This window comes from Mycobacterium timonense (genome assembly GCF_025821985.1).
Lineage (GTDB): Bacteria > Actinomycetota > Actinomycetes > Mycobacteriales > Mycobacteriaceae > Mycobacterium > Mycobacterium avium.
In genome coordinates this window covers 17490-33495 of the sequence record NZ_JACKSY010000065.1, presented here as the reverse complement: position 1 = coordinate 33495, position 16006 = coordinate 17490, and the positions used below count along the sequence as shown (strand labels likewise).

Annotated in this window: 18 protein-coding genes; 5 read left to right on the top strand and 13 right to left on the bottom strand. The window is 71.5% G+C overall.

The window, feature by feature from the left end; translation table 11 throughout:
* Position 1: 1 nt before the first annotated feature.
* Positions 2–988 carry a DMT family transporter gene (locus H7I87_RS15805; protein WP_019733527.1) on the bottom strand — a complete coding sequence of 329 codons (987 nt, stop codon included), beginning with the start codon at positions 986–988 and terminating at the stop codon, positions 2–4.
* 393 nt (positions 989–1381) lie between these two features.
* Between H7I87_RS15805 and H7I87_RS15800 the strand changes: the two genes are divergently transcribed.
* Positions 1382–2716, top strand: a complete 1335-nt coding sequence (locus H7I87_RS15800) for a DUF349 domain-containing protein (RefSeq protein WP_062887777.1) — start codon at positions 1382–1384, stop codon at positions 2714–2716.
* A gap of 9 nt (positions 2717–2725) precedes the next feature.
* Here H7I87_RS15800 and H7I87_RS15795 read toward each other — a convergent pair whose 3' ends face one another.
* Genes H7I87_RS15795 through recA form a run of 4 tightly spaced genes read right to left on the bottom strand, consistent with a single transcriptional unit; the run spans position 2726 to position 6418 of the window.
* The gene (locus H7I87_RS15795) at positions 2726–3325 is read right to left on the bottom strand and encodes an Rv2732c family membrane protein (RefSeq protein WP_063967002.1); all 600 of its coding nucleotides are present in this window, start codon (positions 3323–3325) and stop codon (positions 2726–2728) included.
* On the bottom strand, positions 3322–4827 hold the full coding sequence (miaB, locus tag H7I87_RS15790) for a tRNA (N6-isopentenyl adenosine(37)-C2)-methylthiotransferase MiaB (RefSeq protein ID WP_196243706.1): 1506 nt from the start codon (positions 4825–4827) through the stop codon (positions 3322–3324). The genes H7I87_RS15795 and miaB overlap by 4 nt, the downstream gene beginning before the upstream one ends.
* 51 nt (positions 4828–4878) lie before the next feature.
* Positions 4879–5400: a recombination regulator RecX gene (recX, locus tag H7I87_RS15785; protein WP_011725579.1), complete on the bottom strand. Its 522-nt coding sequence runs from the start codon at positions 5398–5400 to the stop codon at positions 4879–4881.
* Positions 5366–6418: a recombinase RecA gene (recA, locus tag H7I87_RS15780; RefSeq protein WP_003875210.1), complete on the bottom strand. Its 1053-nt coding sequence runs from the start codon at positions 6416–6418 to the stop codon at positions 5366–5368. The genes recX and recA overlap by 35 nt, the downstream gene beginning before the upstream one ends.
* Positions 6419–6596: 178 nt before the next feature.
* On the opposite strand from recA, the gene H7I87_RS15775 reads away from it, so the two are divergent.
* On the top strand, positions 6597–7253 hold the full coding sequence (locus tag H7I87_RS15775; protein WP_031347707.1) for a (2Fe-2S)-binding protein: 657 nt from the start codon (positions 6597–6599) through the stop codon (positions 7251–7253).
* Positions 7254–7268: 15 nt separating this feature from the next.
* On the opposite strand, the gene H7I87_RS15770 is transcribed toward H7I87_RS15775, so the two are convergent.
* Genes H7I87_RS15770 through H7I87_RS15760 form a run of 3 tightly spaced genes read right to left on the bottom strand, consistent with a single transcriptional unit; the run spans position 7269 to position 8979 of the window.
* Positions 7269–7463, bottom strand: a complete 195-nt coding sequence (locus H7I87_RS15770) for a DUF3046 domain-containing protein (protein ID WP_009977991.1) — start codon at positions 7461–7463, stop codon at positions 7269–7271.
* Positions 7464–7489: 26 nt separating this feature from the next.
* Positions 7490–7774 carry a hypothetical protein gene (locus H7I87_RS15765; RefSeq protein WP_003875207.1) on the bottom strand — a complete coding sequence of 95 codons (285 nt, stop codon included), beginning with the start codon at positions 7772–7774 and terminating at the stop codon, positions 7490–7492.
* Positions 7775–7818: 44 nt separating this feature from the next.
* Positions 7819–8979, bottom strand: a complete 1161-nt coding sequence (locus H7I87_RS15760) for a glycosyltransferase (RefSeq protein ID WP_011725581.1) — start codon at positions 8977–8979, stop codon at positions 7819–7821.
* A gap of 52 nt (positions 8980–9031) precedes the next feature.
* Between H7I87_RS15760 and H7I87_RS15755 the strand changes: the two genes are divergently transcribed.
* The gene (locus tag H7I87_RS15755) at positions 9032–9463 is read left to right on the top strand and encodes a limonene-1,2-epoxide hydrolase (RefSeq protein WP_009977994.1); all 432 of its coding nucleotides are present in this window, start codon (positions 9032–9034) and stop codon (positions 9461–9463) included.
* Positions 9464–9470: 7 nt separating this feature from the next.
* Positions 9471–9869 carry a DUF5313 domain-containing protein gene (locus tag H7I87_RS15750; protein WP_023861134.1) on the top strand — a complete coding sequence of 133 codons (399 nt, stop codon included), beginning with the start codon at positions 9471–9473 and terminating at the stop codon, positions 9867–9869.
* On the opposite strand, the gene pspM is transcribed toward H7I87_RS15750, so the two are convergent.
* The 4 genes from pspM to pgsA all read right to left on the bottom strand — a co-directional run bounded on the left by pspM (position 9866) and on the right by pgsA (position 12651).
* Positions 9866–10675, bottom strand: coding sequence for a phage shock envelope stress response protein PspM (gene pspM, locus H7I87_RS15745; protein ID WP_011725583.1), 810 nt, complete (start codon positions 10673–10675; stop codon positions 9866–9868). The genes H7I87_RS15750 and pspM overlap by 4 nt on opposite strands.
* A 3-nt stretch (positions 10676–10678) precedes the next feature.
* Entirely contained in the window at positions 10679–11506 is an 828-nt protein-coding gene (pspA, locus tag H7I87_RS15740; RefSeq protein WP_011725584.1) for a phage shock protein PspA, read from the bottom strand.
* 118 nt (positions 11507–11624) lie between these two features.
* Positions 11625–11951, bottom strand: coding sequence for a transcriptional regulator ClgR (gene clgR, locus H7I87_RS15735; RefSeq protein ID WP_003875201.1), 327 nt, complete (start codon positions 11949–11951; stop codon positions 11625–11627).
* 127 nt (positions 11952–12078) lie between these two features.
* Positions 12079–12651: a CDP-diacylglycerol--glycerol-3-phosphate 3-phosphatidyltransferase gene (pgsA, locus tag H7I87_RS15730; RefSeq protein WP_003875200.1), complete on the bottom strand. Its 573-nt coding sequence runs from the start codon at positions 12649–12651 to the stop codon at positions 12079–12081.
* 83 nt (positions 12652–12734) lie between these two features.
* Here pgsA and H7I87_RS15725 point away from each other — a divergent pair, with 83 nt between their 5' ends.
* Positions 12735–13259: an amino-acid N-acetyltransferase gene (locus tag H7I87_RS15725; RefSeq protein WP_003878638.1), complete on the top strand. Its 525-nt coding sequence runs from the start codon at positions 12735–12737 to the stop codon at positions 13257–13259.
* Between the two features lie 116 nt (positions 13260–13375).
* On the opposite strand, the gene H7I87_RS15720 is transcribed toward H7I87_RS15725, so the two are convergent.
* Positions 13376–15895, bottom strand: coding sequence for an FtsK/SpoIIIE family DNA translocase (locus tag H7I87_RS15720; RefSeq protein WP_196766654.1), 2520 nt, complete (start codon positions 15893–15895; stop codon positions 13376–13378).
* Between the last annotated feature and the right edge of the window lie 111 nt (positions 15896–16006).

Below are 16006 nucleotides of genomic sequence, written 5' to 3'. Positions count from 1 at the left end.
GTCACCACCGGGAGCTGTCGGCCACCAGCAGCCGGCCGCTGAACGGACCGGTGTCGTCGTCGTCCGCGGCGACGTCGGCGGCGGTGTCACGGGCTTTTCGCGGGGCGCTGCCCGGGCCGGGCTCGGGCCGGTTGATGCTGGCGGCCTCGCCGCGGGCCAGCGCGATGGTCGCGACGATCACCACCGCGACGGCGCCGACCAGCACGAACGCCTTGGGACCGTGCGCGTTGAGCGTCTCGTCGAGCACCAGCACGCCGAGCAGCCCGGCCACCACCGGCTTGGCCACCGTCATCGTCGGCAGCGAGGCGGTCAGCGCGCCGGCGCGAAACGCCGATTGCTGGAAGATCATCCCGGTCAGCGCCACCAACAGCCAGGGCACGAACTCCGGCGAGGTCAGCACACCGACCAGGCTGTGCTCGGACATCTCGACCACACCCTTGGTCAGCACCGCGAACAGCGCCAGCGACGAACCCGCGACCACCGCCAGCAGCACCGCCGCGAACGGGCTGCCGGCCCACCTGCGCGCCGCCACCACGCAGGCCACCAGCACCGGCACCATGACCAGGGCCACGATCACCCAGATGTGCAGCGGGGCGCGCTGCTTGCCGGATGCCGGGTCGCCGACGATGATCACCACGGCCAGGGCGGTGGCCAGAATCAGCGCCCACGCCCACTCCCGCGGTTTGATCCGCTGGTGGGCCAGCCGCGCGTAGAGGGGCAGGGCGAACAGCAGCGCCGTCACCTGCAGGGCGGTCACCAGCACCACCGACCCCCAGGCCAGCGCGGCGGCCTGCAGGCTGTAGTTGGTGATCGCGGCCAGGCCGCCCAGCCACCAGCGCGTGTCGCGCAGCGACATGCGGAACAGTTCGAGGTGGCCCACCGGTTTGTCGGTGATCTCGTGCGCGGAGCGCTGGCGGATCACGTCGCCGACCGCGGAGGCCAACGCCGCGCACAGGGCGATCAACGCAGCGACATCAACCTTCGACATGTTCCGACCCCTCCGCCTCGCGACCCGTCCGGACTAGCTTTCCCCGAGGCGCAAGCAAATGCACGCACAATTCGCGTTCAGTTCAACTACAAATTCATGACGTTCCACACGTTGGCGGACCGCGTCCCAAGGTGATCACTCGATTATTACTTCAGCAATCTATGTAGCCGCTTGGATAACTCTAAGAGAACGTCACAGGGAGCCGGCGGGCGTTCTTCGGTGGAATGCCAAGGTGGCGGCGAGCGGCGGGGCAAGCTGCTTGAATACTGTTAAGCAGCTGCTGGGAAAACCTGGATCGGTCATCCGCGGCTGCAGGAGACGGTGCCGCCACGCGCGGCAGGCGCGCGGGACACTGACCCGCGCGGACGGTGCGAAAGGTGTAGTGACGAGCGCATGACGGGTGACCAGCCTCGCGACGATTCGGCTCGGCCTGCGCCGCGCCCGGGTCCGCGACCCGGTCCCCGGCCCGTGAGCGCGGGGCGCCCGGCCGCCCACCCGGTGGTGGTGCCGCCGCCGCCCAGCGACCCGCACCGGTTCGGGCGGGTGGACGACGACGGCACGGTGTGGCTGATCAGCGCGGCCGGCGAGCGCGTCGTCGGCTCCTGGCAGGCCGGCGACCGGGAGGCCGCGTTCGCCCACTTCGGCCGGCGGTTCGACGACCTGGCCACCGAGGTCACCCTGATGGAGGAGCGGCTGGCGTCCGGGACCGGGGATGCGCGCAAGATCAAGGCGCACGCCTCCGAGCTGGCCGAGGCGCTGCCGACGGCGACGGTGCTGGGCGACATCGATGCGCTCGCGGCCCGGCTGGCCAGCATCGCCGAACAGGCCGAGGCGGCCGTCGCCGCCGAGCGCTCGCGGCGCGAGGAGCATCGGGCCGCGCAGACCGCCCGCAAGGAGGCGCTGGCCGCCGAGGCCGAGGAGCTGGCCGCCAACTCGACGCAGTGGAAGGCCGCCGGCGACCGGCTGCGCGCAATCCTCGACGAGTGGAAGACCATCACCGGCCTGGACCGCCGGGTGGACGATGCGCTGTGGAAGCGCTACAGCGCGGCCCGGGAGGCCTTCAACCGGCGGCGGGGCGCCCATTTCGCCGAGTTGGACCGGGAACGCTCGAGCATCCGCCAGGCCAAGGAGCGGCTCTGCGAGCGGGCCGAGGAGCTATCCGGATCGACCGACTGGACGGCCACCAGCGCGGAATTCCGCAAGCTGCTGGCTGAATGGAAGGCGGCCGGCCGCGCGGCCCGGGAGGTCGACGACGCGCTGTGGCGGCGGTTCAAGCAGGCCCAGGACGTGTTCTTCACCGCGCGCAACGCCGCGACGGCAGAGAAGGACGCGGAGTTGCGCGCCAACGCCGCCGCCAAGGAGGCGCTGCTGGCCGAGGCGGAGAAACTGGACACCGGCAACCACGACGCCGCCCGGGCGGCGCTGCGCGCGATCGCCGAGAAGTGGGATGCGATCGGCAAGGTGCCGCGGGAGCGCTCCGCCGAGCTGGAGCGCCGGCTGCGCGCGGTGGAGAAGAAGGTGCGCGAGGCCGGCGACGCGGGCTGGTCCGACCCGCAGGCGCAGGCCCGGGCCGAGCAGTTCCAGGCCCGCGCCGAGCAGTACGAACAGCAGGCCCGCAAGGCCGCCGCGGCGGGCCGCACCAAGGAGGCCGAGGAGGCGCGGGCCAACGCCGAGCAGTGGCGGCAGTGGGCGCAGGCGGCCGTCGAGGCGCTGTCCCGCAAGCCCTGACCGCCGGCGTCAGGCCCCGGCGGCGGGATCCTCGGGCTTGGGCAGATCGTCGAGCAGGGTGGTCGACTGCTGTTGCGCGGCGACCCGGCGGCGCTGCTCCTCGGCGGCGAGCTGCACGATGGTGCGCGACCACACCACCCGGGCCCACTGGTAGATGAGCACCAGCACGGTGATCCAGGCGACGATCAGGCCCCACCCCGGCCCGGGATGCCCGGCGGGCACGGTCTGCCGCGACCAGATCGCCAGCATCCCCGCGGCGCCGGCAATCGCGGTGCCCGCCAACGCAATCCAGGCCAGCGCCCAGCGCCGGGTCACCAGCGCCAGCGTCGAGAAGCCCACGCCGAACACCAGCGCCAGCCAGCCGAACACCCGGGACGGCAGGGCCACCGCGGCGGCGCCGGCGTCGTGGGTGCCGAACAACACGTCCCAGCCGCGCACGTCGCCGGTGTGCGGCAGGATGAACGAGCCCAGCAGCACGAACACCAGGATCGACACCGCGAAGCCGCGGGCGCCGGGGTCGATGCCGCCGGCCACCCGCCGTTCGGCGGCCTCGATCTCGGTGCGCAGCGCGCCCAGCTGGGGGTCGTCGTGGTTGCGGTCGTCGTTCATGAGGCACATCCAACGGGTTGGGCCGGGCCGGCCGGCGGCCCGACGGCGGGCATGCCGAGACCGACGCCGCGCGGGCGCCGGCCGGCCGCGTGCGCGTCACCGGCCCGGGTGCGGCGATGGCGGAGGACGCCGGCGTCGGCGATCAGGTGGTGCGGTGCGGCCCCGGTGATGACCGTGGTGACCAGGTCGCCGGGGCGCACCCGGTCGTCGGCGGCGAAGTGCACCAGCCGGCCGTCGCGGGCGCGTCCGCTCATCCGGGCGGTGGCGCTGTCCTTGCGACCCTCCCCCGTGGCGACCAGCAGCTCGACGGTCTGGCCGACCAGGGCCTGGTTGCCCTGCAGCGAGATCGACTCCTGCAGCTCGACGAGGCGCTCATAGCGTTCCTGCACAACGGCTTTCGGGATCTGCCCGTCGAGCTCGGCGGCCGGGGTGCCGGGCCGCTTGGAGTACTGGAAGGTGAAGGCGGCCGCGAACCGGGCCCGGCGCACCACGTCCAGGGTGGCCGCGAAGTCCTCTTCGGTCTCGCCGGGGAACCCGACGATCAGGTCGGTGGTGATGGCGGCGTGCGGCATGGCGGCCCGGACCCGGTCGATGATGCCGAGATAACGCTCGGCGCGGTACGAGCGCCGCATCGCGCGCAGCACCCGGTCGGAGCCGGACTGCAGCGGCATGTGCAGGGCGGGGCACACGTTCGGGGTCTGCGCCATGGCCTCGATGACGTCGTCGGTGAACTCGGCCGGATGCGGCGAGGTGAACCGCACCCGTTCCAGCCCGTCGATCTCGCCGCAGGCCCGCAACAGCCGGGCGAACGCGCCGCGGTCGCGGGGCAGCGCCGGGTCGGCGAAGGACACCCCGTAGGCGTTGACGTTCTGCCCCAGCAGCGTGACCTCGAGGACGCCGTCGGCCACCAGGGACCTGACCTCGGCCAGGATGTCGTCGGGACTGCGGTCGACCTCCCTGCCGCGCAGCGACGGGACGATGCAGAACGTGCAGCTGTTGTTGCAGCCGACCGAGATGGAAACCCAAGCAGCATAAGCGGATTCGCGCGCACTGGGCAGCGACGAGGGGAACTGCTGCAGCGCCTCGGCGATCTCCACCTGGGCGGCCTTGTTGTGCCGGGCCCGCTCCAGCAGGGTGGGCAGCGACCCGATGTTGTGGGTGCCGAACACGACGTCGACCCAGGGCGCCCGGCGCAGCACGGCCTCGCGGTCCTTCTGGGCCAGGCAGCCACCGACCGCGATCTGCATCTCCGGGTTGCCCCGCTTGCGCGGCGCCAGGTGGCTGAGGTTGCCGTACAGCTTGTTGTCGGCGTTCTCCCGGACCGCGCAGGTGTTGAACACCACCACGTCGGCGACCTCAGCCCCCTCGGCGGCCCGCCGGTAGCCGGCCGCCTCCAGCAGACCCGCCAGCCGCTCGGAGTCGTGCACGTTCATCTGGCAGCCGTAGGTGCGCACCTGATAGGTGCGCACCCCCGAAACATCCCGGGCCACCGTCGAAGTCACGGGGCCATGGTACGGCGAGCGGTCCGCACGGGAGAAACCGCACGTCATCGGCTAGACGCGGCGGCGCTCCCGTTCGGCGGCCAGCTCGGCCAGCACCACCTCGCACGCCAGGTTCTGGCTGTAGCCGCGCCGGGCCAGCATCCCCACCAGCCGGCGGGTCACCCGCGCGTCGTCCTGCGCCAGCGTCTCGCGGCGCAGCTTGGACCGGACCAGTTGCTCGGCCCGGTCCCGCTCGGCGCCGGCGTCGATCCCGGCCAGCACGCTGGTGATCACGTCGTTGTCCACCCCCTTGGTGTGCAACTCGGCGGCCAGGGCGCGCTTGCTCTTGCCGGCATGCGCCCGCCGGGACTGCACCCACTGCTGGGCGAAGTCGGCGTCGTCGATCAGGCCGACGGCGGCCAGCCGGTCGAGCACCGCGGTGCTGACGTCGTCGGGATAGCCCCGTTTGGCCAGCCGGCCGTGCAGCTCGGCGCGGGTGCGCGCTCGCGCGGTGAGCAGGCGCAGGCACAGGGCCCGCGCCTGCTCCTCGCGGGAGGGCTCAGAAGTCGACGGGGGCGGGCAGGACGCCGTCATCGGACAAGTCATCGGTCACGACCGCGCCAATGCCGAGCTTTTCCTTGATCTTCTTCTCGATCTCGTTGGCGACCTCGTCGTTCTCCATCAAGAAGGTGCGGGCGTTCTCCTTGCCCTGGCCGAGCTGCTCGCCCTCATAGGTGAACCAGGAACCGGACTTGCGGATGAAGCCCTGATCCACACCCATGTCGATCAGCGAGCCCTCCCGGCTGATCCCCCGGCCGTAGAGGATGTCGAACTCGGCCTGCTTGAACGGCGGCGACACCTTGTTCTTGACGATCTTGACCCGGGTGCGGTTGCCGACCGCGTTGGTGCCGTCCTTGAGCGTCTCGATCCGGCGCACGTCCATGCGCACCGAGGCGTAGAACTTCAACGCCTTGCCACCCGTCGTGGTCTCCGGGCTGCCGAACATCACCCCGATCTTCTCCCGCAGCTGGTTGATGAAGATCGCGGTGGTGCCCGAATTGTTCAGCGCGCCAGTCATTTTCCGCAGCGCCTGGCTCATCAGCCGGGCCTGCAGCCCGACGTGGCTGTCCCCCATCTCGCCCTCCAGCTCGGCGCGCGGCACCAGCGCGGCCACCGAGTCGATGACCAGGATGTCCAGCGCGCCGGAGCGGATCAGCATGTCGGCGATCTCGAGCGCCTGCTCCCCCGTGTCCGGCTGGCTGACCAGCAGCGAATCGGTGTCCACGCCGAGCTTCTTGGCGTACTCGGGGTCCAGCGCGTGCTCGGCGTCGATGAACGCCGCGACACCGCCGGCGGCCTGGGCGTTGGCCACCGCGTGCAGGGCGACGGTGGTCTTACCCGAGGATTCCGGGCCGTAGATCTCCACGACCCGGCCGCGGGGAAGGCCGCCGATGCCCAGGGCGACGTCCAGGGCGATGGATCCGGTCGGGATGACCGAGATCGGCTGACGCATCTCGTCGCCGAGACGCATCACCGAGCCTTTCCCGTAACTCTTTTCGATCTGGGCCATCGCCAGTTCGAGAGCCTTCTCGCGGTCGGGGGCTTGCGTCATGGTGCCTCTCCTATAGTCGGTGTGTCTTCTGACCGTTATCGGTCGGTTGGCGGTGACACTAGAGAAGGCCACCGACAAGTTGACGCTGCGAACGTCCCCCACAGTAGCCGAACAGGTGTTCGATTCAAGTTCGACACGCCGCGGGCGCCGCAGCAGCCGCGAAAGGCCGGCCGACATCCTGGATATCTCCCCGCAACTGTCGGAAGTGTCGTCCTACGGCGGCTTCTTCGCGCTGACCGTGGGCGGCGACCCGGCCGGCTGGCGCCCGGCCACCGAGTGCTACGCCGACGGCAGCGCCGACCTGATCGCGGCCACCGCCCGCCGCTACCGCACCCGTGACCTGCGGATCGGCGCCTCGCTGGTGCACCTGGCCCACGCCAGCCGGCTGTGGTCGCCGGTGCTGGGCTGCGCGATCGGCCACGGCGTCGTCCCCGACCTCGGCGACCTGCACCGCGCCGCGACCGGCGCGCAGCTGCGGCTGCCCGAGCCCGTCGGGCGGCGCGTCACCGCGCCGCACCCCGAGCTGCTGTATCGCCTCGTGGTGGACGAGCACCTGGGTCCGCTGGCCGCGGGCCTGCGCGTCGGGCTGGCGCCCGCCCTGCTCGCCGGCAACGTGGCCTCGGCGCTGGTCGGGGCGGCGCGGGCGCTGTTGTCGGCGCGGCCGGACCTGCGCTCCGCGATCGTCGAGACCACCCTGGCGCTGCTGGACACCGGCATCATGTCCGGCGCCGGCACCATCACCGGCCCGCCGCTGGACTTCCGGCGGGCCAGCTGCTGCCTGTTCTACCGGCTGCCCGGGGGCTCGGTGTGCGGCGACTGCGTGCTGGATCGATAGCACCCGCTTGCGGGCTCACCATTGCTCCCGCGGCACGTCGAAGTCGACGCACAACGCCCGCCAGACGTCGCGCGGGTCCACACCGTCCTCGATCGCCTGCGCCGCCGTCCGCCCGCCCAAACCGGTCAGTACGTGATCCACCAACACCGATGAGCCGTAGGTGGTGCCGAAGCGCAACACCACCCGCTCGTGGAACTCCGTGAGCCGCATCCCAGCCAACATACCCAGACGCGTCCTCAGCGCCAGCTGGCCGGCAGGTCGATGAGGTGGTTGGGGCAATACGTCTGCACCGCCAGGGACATGGTGTCGCGGGCGCGTTGCGCGGACATGGTGGCGCGCAATTGCATGAAGGCGTACTCGGCCGGCGCCAGTCCCTGCTCGGCGGCGGCCGGGTCGTCCATCAACTGGCAGGCCTGCTGCTGATCGGCGCTGTCGGCGTGGGCCGGGCCGGCCCACAACGGCGAGCCGAACAGCGCCCCGGCCAGCACGGCGCCCGCGGCGAACGTGGTGATGATCCTCATGGGTGCCTCCCGCCGAGATGGGTGCCTCCCGCCGAAGCATAAGGTCATCCGGCCAGCGCCTCGCGGCACACCCGGACCGGATCGGCGACGTCGGCGATGCCGGCGGCGGCGCGCTGCGCGGCCGCCCGGTAGCCCGGTGACGACAGCACCTCGTTCACCGCGGCCACCAGCGCGTCGGCGCTCAGCGGCCGGATCAGCCGGGCGCTGCCCTGGCGGACCACCCGGTTGGCGATCTCCCACTGGTCGCCGCCGCCGGGCACCGCCACCAGCGGCACCCCGGCGAGCAGCGTCTTGGCCACCATCCCGTGCCCGCCGCCGCAGACCACCACGTCGGCGTGCCGCAGCAACTCGGCCTGACTGCCCAGCCCGACCACCGCCCACGGCGGCGCCGCCAGCTCCGGTCCGGCCAGCCGGGACACCACCAACCGCGCCCCGGCCGGCAGCGTCTCCCCCGGCGTCAGGCAGGACAGCGCCACCTCGGCCAGACCCCGGGCGCCGGTCTGCGCGGTCGACGGCGCGACCACCACCACCGGCCCGGAACCGGCCGGGATGTCCAGCACCCGGTCGGTCGGCTCGAAGTGCAGCGGCCCCACCAGCACGGCCTCGTCCGGCCAGTCGGGCCGGGGCACCTCGAGGGCGGGCAGGGTGGCGATCAGCCGGCGCAGCGGCCCCGGGTCGCGGGCCGGCAAGCCGATCTCGGCCCGCGCCGCGGCGCGCTGCCGCAGCCCGGCCCGCCAGGAGCGCGCGGTCAGCGCGCGCATGGTGGCGTCACGCAGCCGGCCCCGCAGGCCGGTGCCCGTGGCCAGCCCGCTGCCGATCGGCGGCAACCCCTTGGACGGCAGGTAGAGCGGATGCGGGCTGAGCTCGATCCACGGGATGCCGAGCAGCTCGGCGGCCATCCCGCCGCCGGCGGTGATGACGTCGGACACCACCAGGTCGGGCGCCAGGTCGCGCAGGGCGGGCACGTTGAGCACCGCCATCCGGGCGGCGCGGCGGTGGATGCGGGCCCCGGCGTCGACGTCCTCGTCGGTGGCCGCCAGTCCGTCCAGTTCGACGGCGTCGACGCCGGCGCCGCGGGCGGTGTCCAGCCACTCGGCGCCGGTGAACAGCGTGGGGGTATCGCCGGCGTCGGCGAAGCGGCGGCACAGCGCGATCGCCGGGAACGAATGCCCGGGATCCGGCCCGGCGACCACGGCGACGCGCATCGGATTCACCCTGCCACAGCGTTCGGCCGCCACGCTCGCCTACGCTGGCGATATGACCGAGCTGACTGGGACCACCGTTGCGAACACCCGTACGGTCGAAGGATTCCTCAACGCGCTGCAGGACGCGGATTACGACGCCGCCGAGGCCGCGCTGGCCGACGACCTCGTCTACGAGAACGTCGGGCTGCCCACCATCCACGGCCGGGCCCGAGCCATGAAGCTGTTTCGCCGGATGGAGGGCCGCGCCGCCTTCGAGGTGAAGATCCACCGCATCGCGGCCGACGGCGGCGCGGTGCTCACCGAACGCACCGATGCGCTGATCTTCGGCCCGCTGCGGCTGCAGTTCTGGGTGTGCGGCGTGTTCGAGGTGCAGAACGGGCGAATCACGTTGTGGCGGGACTACTTCGACTTCTTCGACATGCTCAAGGCCACGGCGCGCGGGGTGGCCGCGCTGCTGCTGCCGTCGCTGAAAGCCACGTTCTGAGCGCGCCATGAGCCAGGACAGGGGCCGCACCCGGCCGAATTTCGTTCAGTTCGTCCGCTATTGCTGCGGCGGGCGGCTGCCGGACTCGATGCGCGACTGGGTGCGCAACGACCTGGCCGGCAAGGGCGCGACGGCCCGGATGATGCGGCGGGTGGCGGTGCCGGCGGTGCTGGTGCTGGCCCCGTTCTGGTTGATCCCGACGGCGCTCGACGTTCACCTGAGCATGACGCTGCCGATTCTCATTCCGTTCGTGTATTTTTCGCACGCGCTCAACAAGGTGTGGCGCCGGCACATGCTGGCCGTGCACGATCTGGACCCCGAGCTGGTCGACGAGGTCTCCCGGCAGCGCGACGCCCACATCCACCGCTCCTACATCGAGCGCTACGGCCCGCGCCCGGAAGACTAACCGGCGCCGCGTAACCCGCCGAGTTCGTCGAAGGCCTGCGCCCACCCGTTCAGCCGGTCGGTGGCCCCGACCAGCTCGGCCCGATAGTGCTGCGACGCGGTTGACCCGTCACCGTTGGCCGCGGACACCAATCTCGCTGCGGCGGTGACCATTTCGTTGTACTGGCGCACCCCGGCGCTCAGCTGCGCGGTGAACGCGTTGATGGTGGGCGCCAGATACGACCGGGATTCCTCGCCGGCCTGCGCCGCCCGTTCCATGGACACCACCTGAGCGGCGGTGGACGCCATGGCCGCCGAGGTGCGGCCGGCGGCCGCGGTCAGGTCGCGGATTTCGGCGGCCGGCAACATCGCGCCCCGCTCCAGCACGGCCAGCAACGAGGCGAAGCCGCGTTCGGAGGCGCCCAGCGCGTACATCGCCGGGCGGGCCGCCGAACCCGGCGGCGGCAGCCGGCGCACGGTCGCCGGCCGGGGCGCCGGCAGCGGCTCGGCGCGCAGCCAGCGGTAGCGCAGCAGCAGCAACGTCGCCGGAATGGCCATCACGACCGCGACGGCGCCGGTGATCTCCAGCAGCAGGGCGAACCATCCCCAGGCGGCCAGCACGATCGTCAGCACCGCCCAGAACGCGCACCCGGCGGTGAAGATCAGGCCCCAGCGCAGCGCGCGGCGGCGGCGGCGCAGCAGGCGCGCCCGCGGGTCCGTGGCCGCGCTGATCTTGCGGGCCACCAGGTCGGAAAGGTCGGCGGCGGCGGCCACTCCGCGCTGCAGCAACGCCCGCCACGGCCCGGGCTGCGTTGCGTTCACGGCCATGAGCTACTGACCAAGTGGTTTCTCGCTGACCGCGTCGCCGGCGCCCTGGCCGGGCGCGGGGGTGGCCTGGGTGCCGCCGGCGGCCGGTGTGCCTCCGGTCGGCAACGCCTCGCCCCGCATCGAGGCGCGGATCTGCTCGAGCCGGGAATGCCCGGCCATCTGCACGCCGGCCTGCTCGACCTCGAGCATCCTGCCCTGCACGGAGCCCTGTGCCAGTTCGGCGGCCCCGATCGCGTTGGCGTAGCGCCGCTCGATCTTGTCGCGCACCTCGTCCAGGCTGGGCACGTTGCCGGGGGCGGCCAGCTCGCTCATCGACTGCAGTGAGGCGCTGACCTGTTCCTGCATCTTGGCCTGTTCGAGCTGGCTGAGCAGCTTGGTGCGCTCGGCGATCTTCTGCTGCAGCACCATCGCGTTCTGCTCGACCGCCTTCTTGGCCTGGGCGGCGGCGTTGAGCGCCTGGTCGTGCAGCGTCTTGAGGTCTTCGACGCTTTGCTCGGCGGTGACCAGCTGGGCGGCGAACGCCTCGGCGGCGTTGTTGTACTCGGTGGCCTTGGCGGTGTCGCCGGCGGCGGTGGCCTGGTCGGCCAGCGTCAGCGCCTGACGCACGTTGACCTGCAGCTTCTCCACGTCGGCGAGCTGGCGGTTGAGCCGCATCTCGAGTTGGCGCTGGTTGCCGATGACCTGAGCGGCCTGCTGGGTCAGCGCCTGGTGGGTGCGCTGGGCTTCCTCGATGGCCTGCTGGATCTGCACCTTGGGGTCGGCGCGCTCGTCGATCGTGGCGTTGAACTTCGCCATCAGGTACTTCCACGCCTTGACGAACGGATTGGCCATCAGTCAGCTCCACCTTCGCTTCTCGAGGGGCCGCGGCGGCCCTGAAAAGGCTCCACGCCTGTCGCTCAATTTAGTGGGTCGGCGCCGATCGCCGTACCCCTTGCGGGGATCCCGCCGCTCAGGCCAGCGCCAGGCTGGCCACCGGCGGGATGACGACCTTGGTGCTGGCGTCGATGCTGGGGCCGGCCGGCGCGGCGACGGCCGCGCGTTCCTCGCTGGCCATCCGCTCGCCGGCGTCAGTGAGCACCGACGACAACGGGACGTCCAGCGCGTCGCAGATCGCGTTGAGCAGCTCGCTGGACGGCTCCTTGCGGCCGCGTTCCACCTCGGACAGGTAGCCGAGGCTCACCCGCGCCGTATCGGACACCTCGCGCAGTGTCCGGCCTTGCGTCGTGCGGGCCTCGCGCAGTACGTCGCCGATGACCTCGCGCACCAATGGCGGCATCCCGCCCTCCTTCGTCCAGTCGGCCCTGCGCGGCACGCCTCTTCACTCGCCTCCGGCAGGTGCTCAATTAGGTGAACGCCGGCGGGGCCGCGGTGGTTCCCGTTCGGGGATGCCGAATCAGCCCGAATCAGGCGGCGGTCCGGCGCACTTCGCGCACCGTCGAGACCACGTAGTCGATCCCGGTGATCACCGTGAGCACGATGGCCGCGCCCATCACCACGGCCGCGCCCACCCGGAACGGCCCGGGCGTGCCCGCCCACGGCAGCACGAACAAACCGATGGCGAACACCTGCACCACCGTCTTGAGCTTGCCGCCCCAGCTGGCCGGGATCACGCCCCGGCGGATGACCGCCAACCGCAGCACGGTGACCCCGAATTCGCGGGCCAGGATCAGCACGGTGATCCACCACGGCAGCTCGCCGAGCATGGACAGCCCGATCAGCGCCGACCCGACCAGCGTCTTGTCCGCGATCGGGTCGACGAACGCGCCGAATTCGGTGGCCATCCCGTAGTTGCGGGCCAGCAGCCCGTCCAGCCGATCGGTGATGCAGGCGAACGCGAAGATCAGGAAAGCCAGGATGCGGAAGCCGGTCTCGTGGCCGTCACCGGCGAACAGGGCGAGCAGAAAGACCGGCACCAACACCAGCCGCAGCAGGGTCAACGTGTTGGCCAGGTTGGCGATGTTTGCCCGCCCTACCATCGGACCCGTCTGCGGCTGCCCCGGCACCGCAACAGAATAACGGTTGACCAGCGCAGCCGTCCGTGATGCCGATACTGTTAGCCGTGACCGAAAGTCCGCAGCGCTACCGGCCGCTGGTTCGACGCGCGCGAACGTCCGATGTTCCCGCCATCAAAGAACTCGTCGACACCTACGCGGGAAAGATCCTGCTGGAAAAGAACCTCGTGACGCTGTATGAGGCGGTCCAGGAATTCTGGGTGGCCGAGCTCCCCGATTCCCCGGGCCGGGTGGTCGGGTGCGGGGCGCTGCACGTGCTGTGGTCGGACCTCGGCGAAATCCGCACCGTCGCGGTCAACCCCGCGATGACCGGTCACGGCATCGGCCACGCGATCGTGGACCGGCTGCTGCAGGTCGCCCGCGAGCTGGAGCTCAAGCGGCTGTTCGTGTTGACGTTCGAGACCGAGTTCTTCGGCAAGCACGGCTTCACCGAGATCGAGGGCACGCCGGTGACCGCCGAGGTGTTCGAGGAGATGTGCCGCTCCTACGACATCGGGGTGGCCGAATTTTTGGACCTGAGCTACGTCAAGCCGAACATCCTCGGCAACTCGCGGATGCTGCTGGTGCTCTAGGCCTCGCTCGCGCCGCGCGGGCGTCACGCTGGCGTGACGCTGGCGGCCGGGCGTCACGCTGGCGTGACGCTGGCGGCCGAGCGTCACGCTGGCGTGACGTTCGGCGCTAAACGGCGCTAGTCGGGATCGCCGCCGTCGGCGTCGGCCGATCCGGCCCCGGAGCCGCGGATCAGCGCCAGCGTGCCGGCCAGCTCGTCGGGCTTGACCAGCACCTCGCGCGCCTTGGACCCCTCGGAGGGCCCGACGATGCCGCGGGTCTCCATCAGGTCCATCAGCCGGCCGGCCTTGGCGAACCCGACCCGCAGCTTGCGCTGCAGCATCGAGGTGGAGCCGAACTGACTGGACACCACTAGCTCGACGGCCTGCAGGAACACGTCCATGTCGTCGCCGATGTCGGGGTCGACGTCGGCGCGTTCGCTGCTGGTTTTGACGGCGGTGACGCCCTCGGTGTACTCGGGTTCGGCCTGGTCCTTGCAGGCGGCGACGACGGCCTGGATCTCCTCGTCGGTGATGAAGGCGCCCTGCAACCGGATCGGCTTGGACGCGCCCATCGGCAGGAACAGGCCGTCGCCCATGCCGATCAGCTTCTCCGCGCCGGCCTGGTCCAGGATCACCCGGGAGTCGGTGAGCGACGACGTCGCGAACGCCAGCCGGGACGGCACGTTGGTCTTGATCAGGCCGGTGACGACGTCGACGGACGGGCGCTGGGTGGCCAGCACCAGGTGAATGCCCGCGGCGCGGGCCTTCTGGGTGATCCGCACGATGGCGTCCTCGACGTCGCGCGGCGCGGTCATCATCAGGTCGGCCAGTTCGTCGACGATTGCCACCACGTACGGGTAGGGCCGGTATTCGCGCTGGCTGCCCAGCGGCGCGGTGATCTCACCGGAGCGCACCTTGGCGTTGAAGTCGTCGATGTGGCGCACCCGGGAGGCCTGCATGTCCTGGTAGCGCTGCTCCATCTCCTCGACCAGCCAGGCCAGCGCCGCGGCGGCCTTCTTGGGCTGGGTGATGATCGGGGTTATCAGATGCGGAATGCCTTCGTAGGGCGTCAGTTCCACCATCTTCGGGTCGATCAGGATCATCCTGACCTCTTCCGGGGTGGCCCGGGCCAGCAGCGAGATCAGCATCGAGTTGACGAAGCTGGACTTGCCCGAGCCGGTGGAGCCGGCCACCAGCAGGTGCGGCATCTTGGCCAGGTTCGCCGAAATGAAGTCGCCCTCGATGTCCTTGCCCAGGCCGATCACCAGCGGGTGGTGGTCGCGACGGGTGGACGGGGCGGTCAGCACGTCGGCCAGCCGCACCATCTCGCGGTCGGTGTTGGGCACCTCGATGCCGACGGCCGACTTGCCGGGGATGGGCGCCAGCATCCGCACGCTCTCGGTGGCCACCGCGTACGCGATGTTCTTCTGCAGGGCGGTGATCTTCTCCACCTTCACCCCGGGCCCCAGCTCCACCTCGTAGCGGGTCACGGTCGGCCCGCGGGTGCAGCCGGTGACGGCGGCGTCCACCTTGAACTGGTTGAGCACCTCGGTGATGGCGTCGGCCATGACGTTGTTCGCGGCGCTGCGCTTCTTCGGCGGGTCCCCGGCCACCAGCAGGCTCAGCGACGGCAGCACGTAGGGTCCCTCGACCACCCGGTCCAGCTCGATGGTGTCGGAGTTGTCGGCCGCGCGTCCCCGCTTGCGGCCGCGCCCGGTTTTGACGGCGGGCTCGGGCACGGTGGGGATGTCGTCCTGCAGCGCGGCCTGGGCGTCGTCGTCGGGCGCCCACGCCGCCGGTTCCGGCTCCGGTTGCGCGGTCGCGTCGTCGAATTCGCCGGCGTAGTCGTAGGGCTCGTCGCCGTAGTCCCCGTCGGTGTAGTCCGCGTCGGTGTAGTCCTCGTCGTTGTAGTCCTCGACGAACCGGGTGTGGAACAGGTTGCGCATCACCACGGGCAGCTCGCGGATGGTGGTGCCGGTCAACAGCAGCAGCCCGAACATGAAGCCGATGAACAGCAGCGGCGCCGCGATCCAGGGCGTCAGCCCGTCGGAGAGCGGGCCGCCGATGGCGAAGCCGATGAATCCGGCCGCGCGCCGGCGCGCGTCGGGGTCGCCCGGCGATCCCGACCACAGGTGGCGCAGGCCCAGCACCGACAGGGCGATCAGCCCGGCGCCAAGGATCAGCCTGGGCCGCACGTCGGGATCGGGCTCGGTGCGCATCAGCGTCACCGCCACCGCGGCCGTGACGACCGGCAGCGCCAGCACGCCCGCGCCGATGAACGTCCGCAGCGCGGTGTCCACCCAGGCCCCGACCGGCCCGGCGGCGTGGAACCACGAGCTGGCGGCGACCACCACCGAGAAGCCCAGCAGCAGCAGCGCGATGCCGTCGCGGCGGTGCCCGGGGTCGATGTCGCGGGCCCGCCCGATCGACCGGGCCGCGCCGCCGGTGCCCCGGGCGGCCAGCATCCAGCCGGCGCGCAGGGCGCGGCCGCAGGTCAGGCCCGCGGCGACCAGCGGCGGGTGCTGCCGCCGCCGGGTGGGCCTGCCGGGCTTGCGGCGGGACGCCGCCGGTCGCGCGCCGCGCGACCCGCTGGACCGCGAAGTGGCCTTTGACCTGCTCGTTCGGCTTCCGGAGCGGGCGGCGGTCTTACTGGGCATGACGGCAAGGGTAGTCGCAACGGCATCATCTACACCACCCGCCACACTGGTAACGACCAGGCTTGTGCGGCAGCTGCGGGATGGGCCCTGAATTCGCGTGAGTAGGGTGAC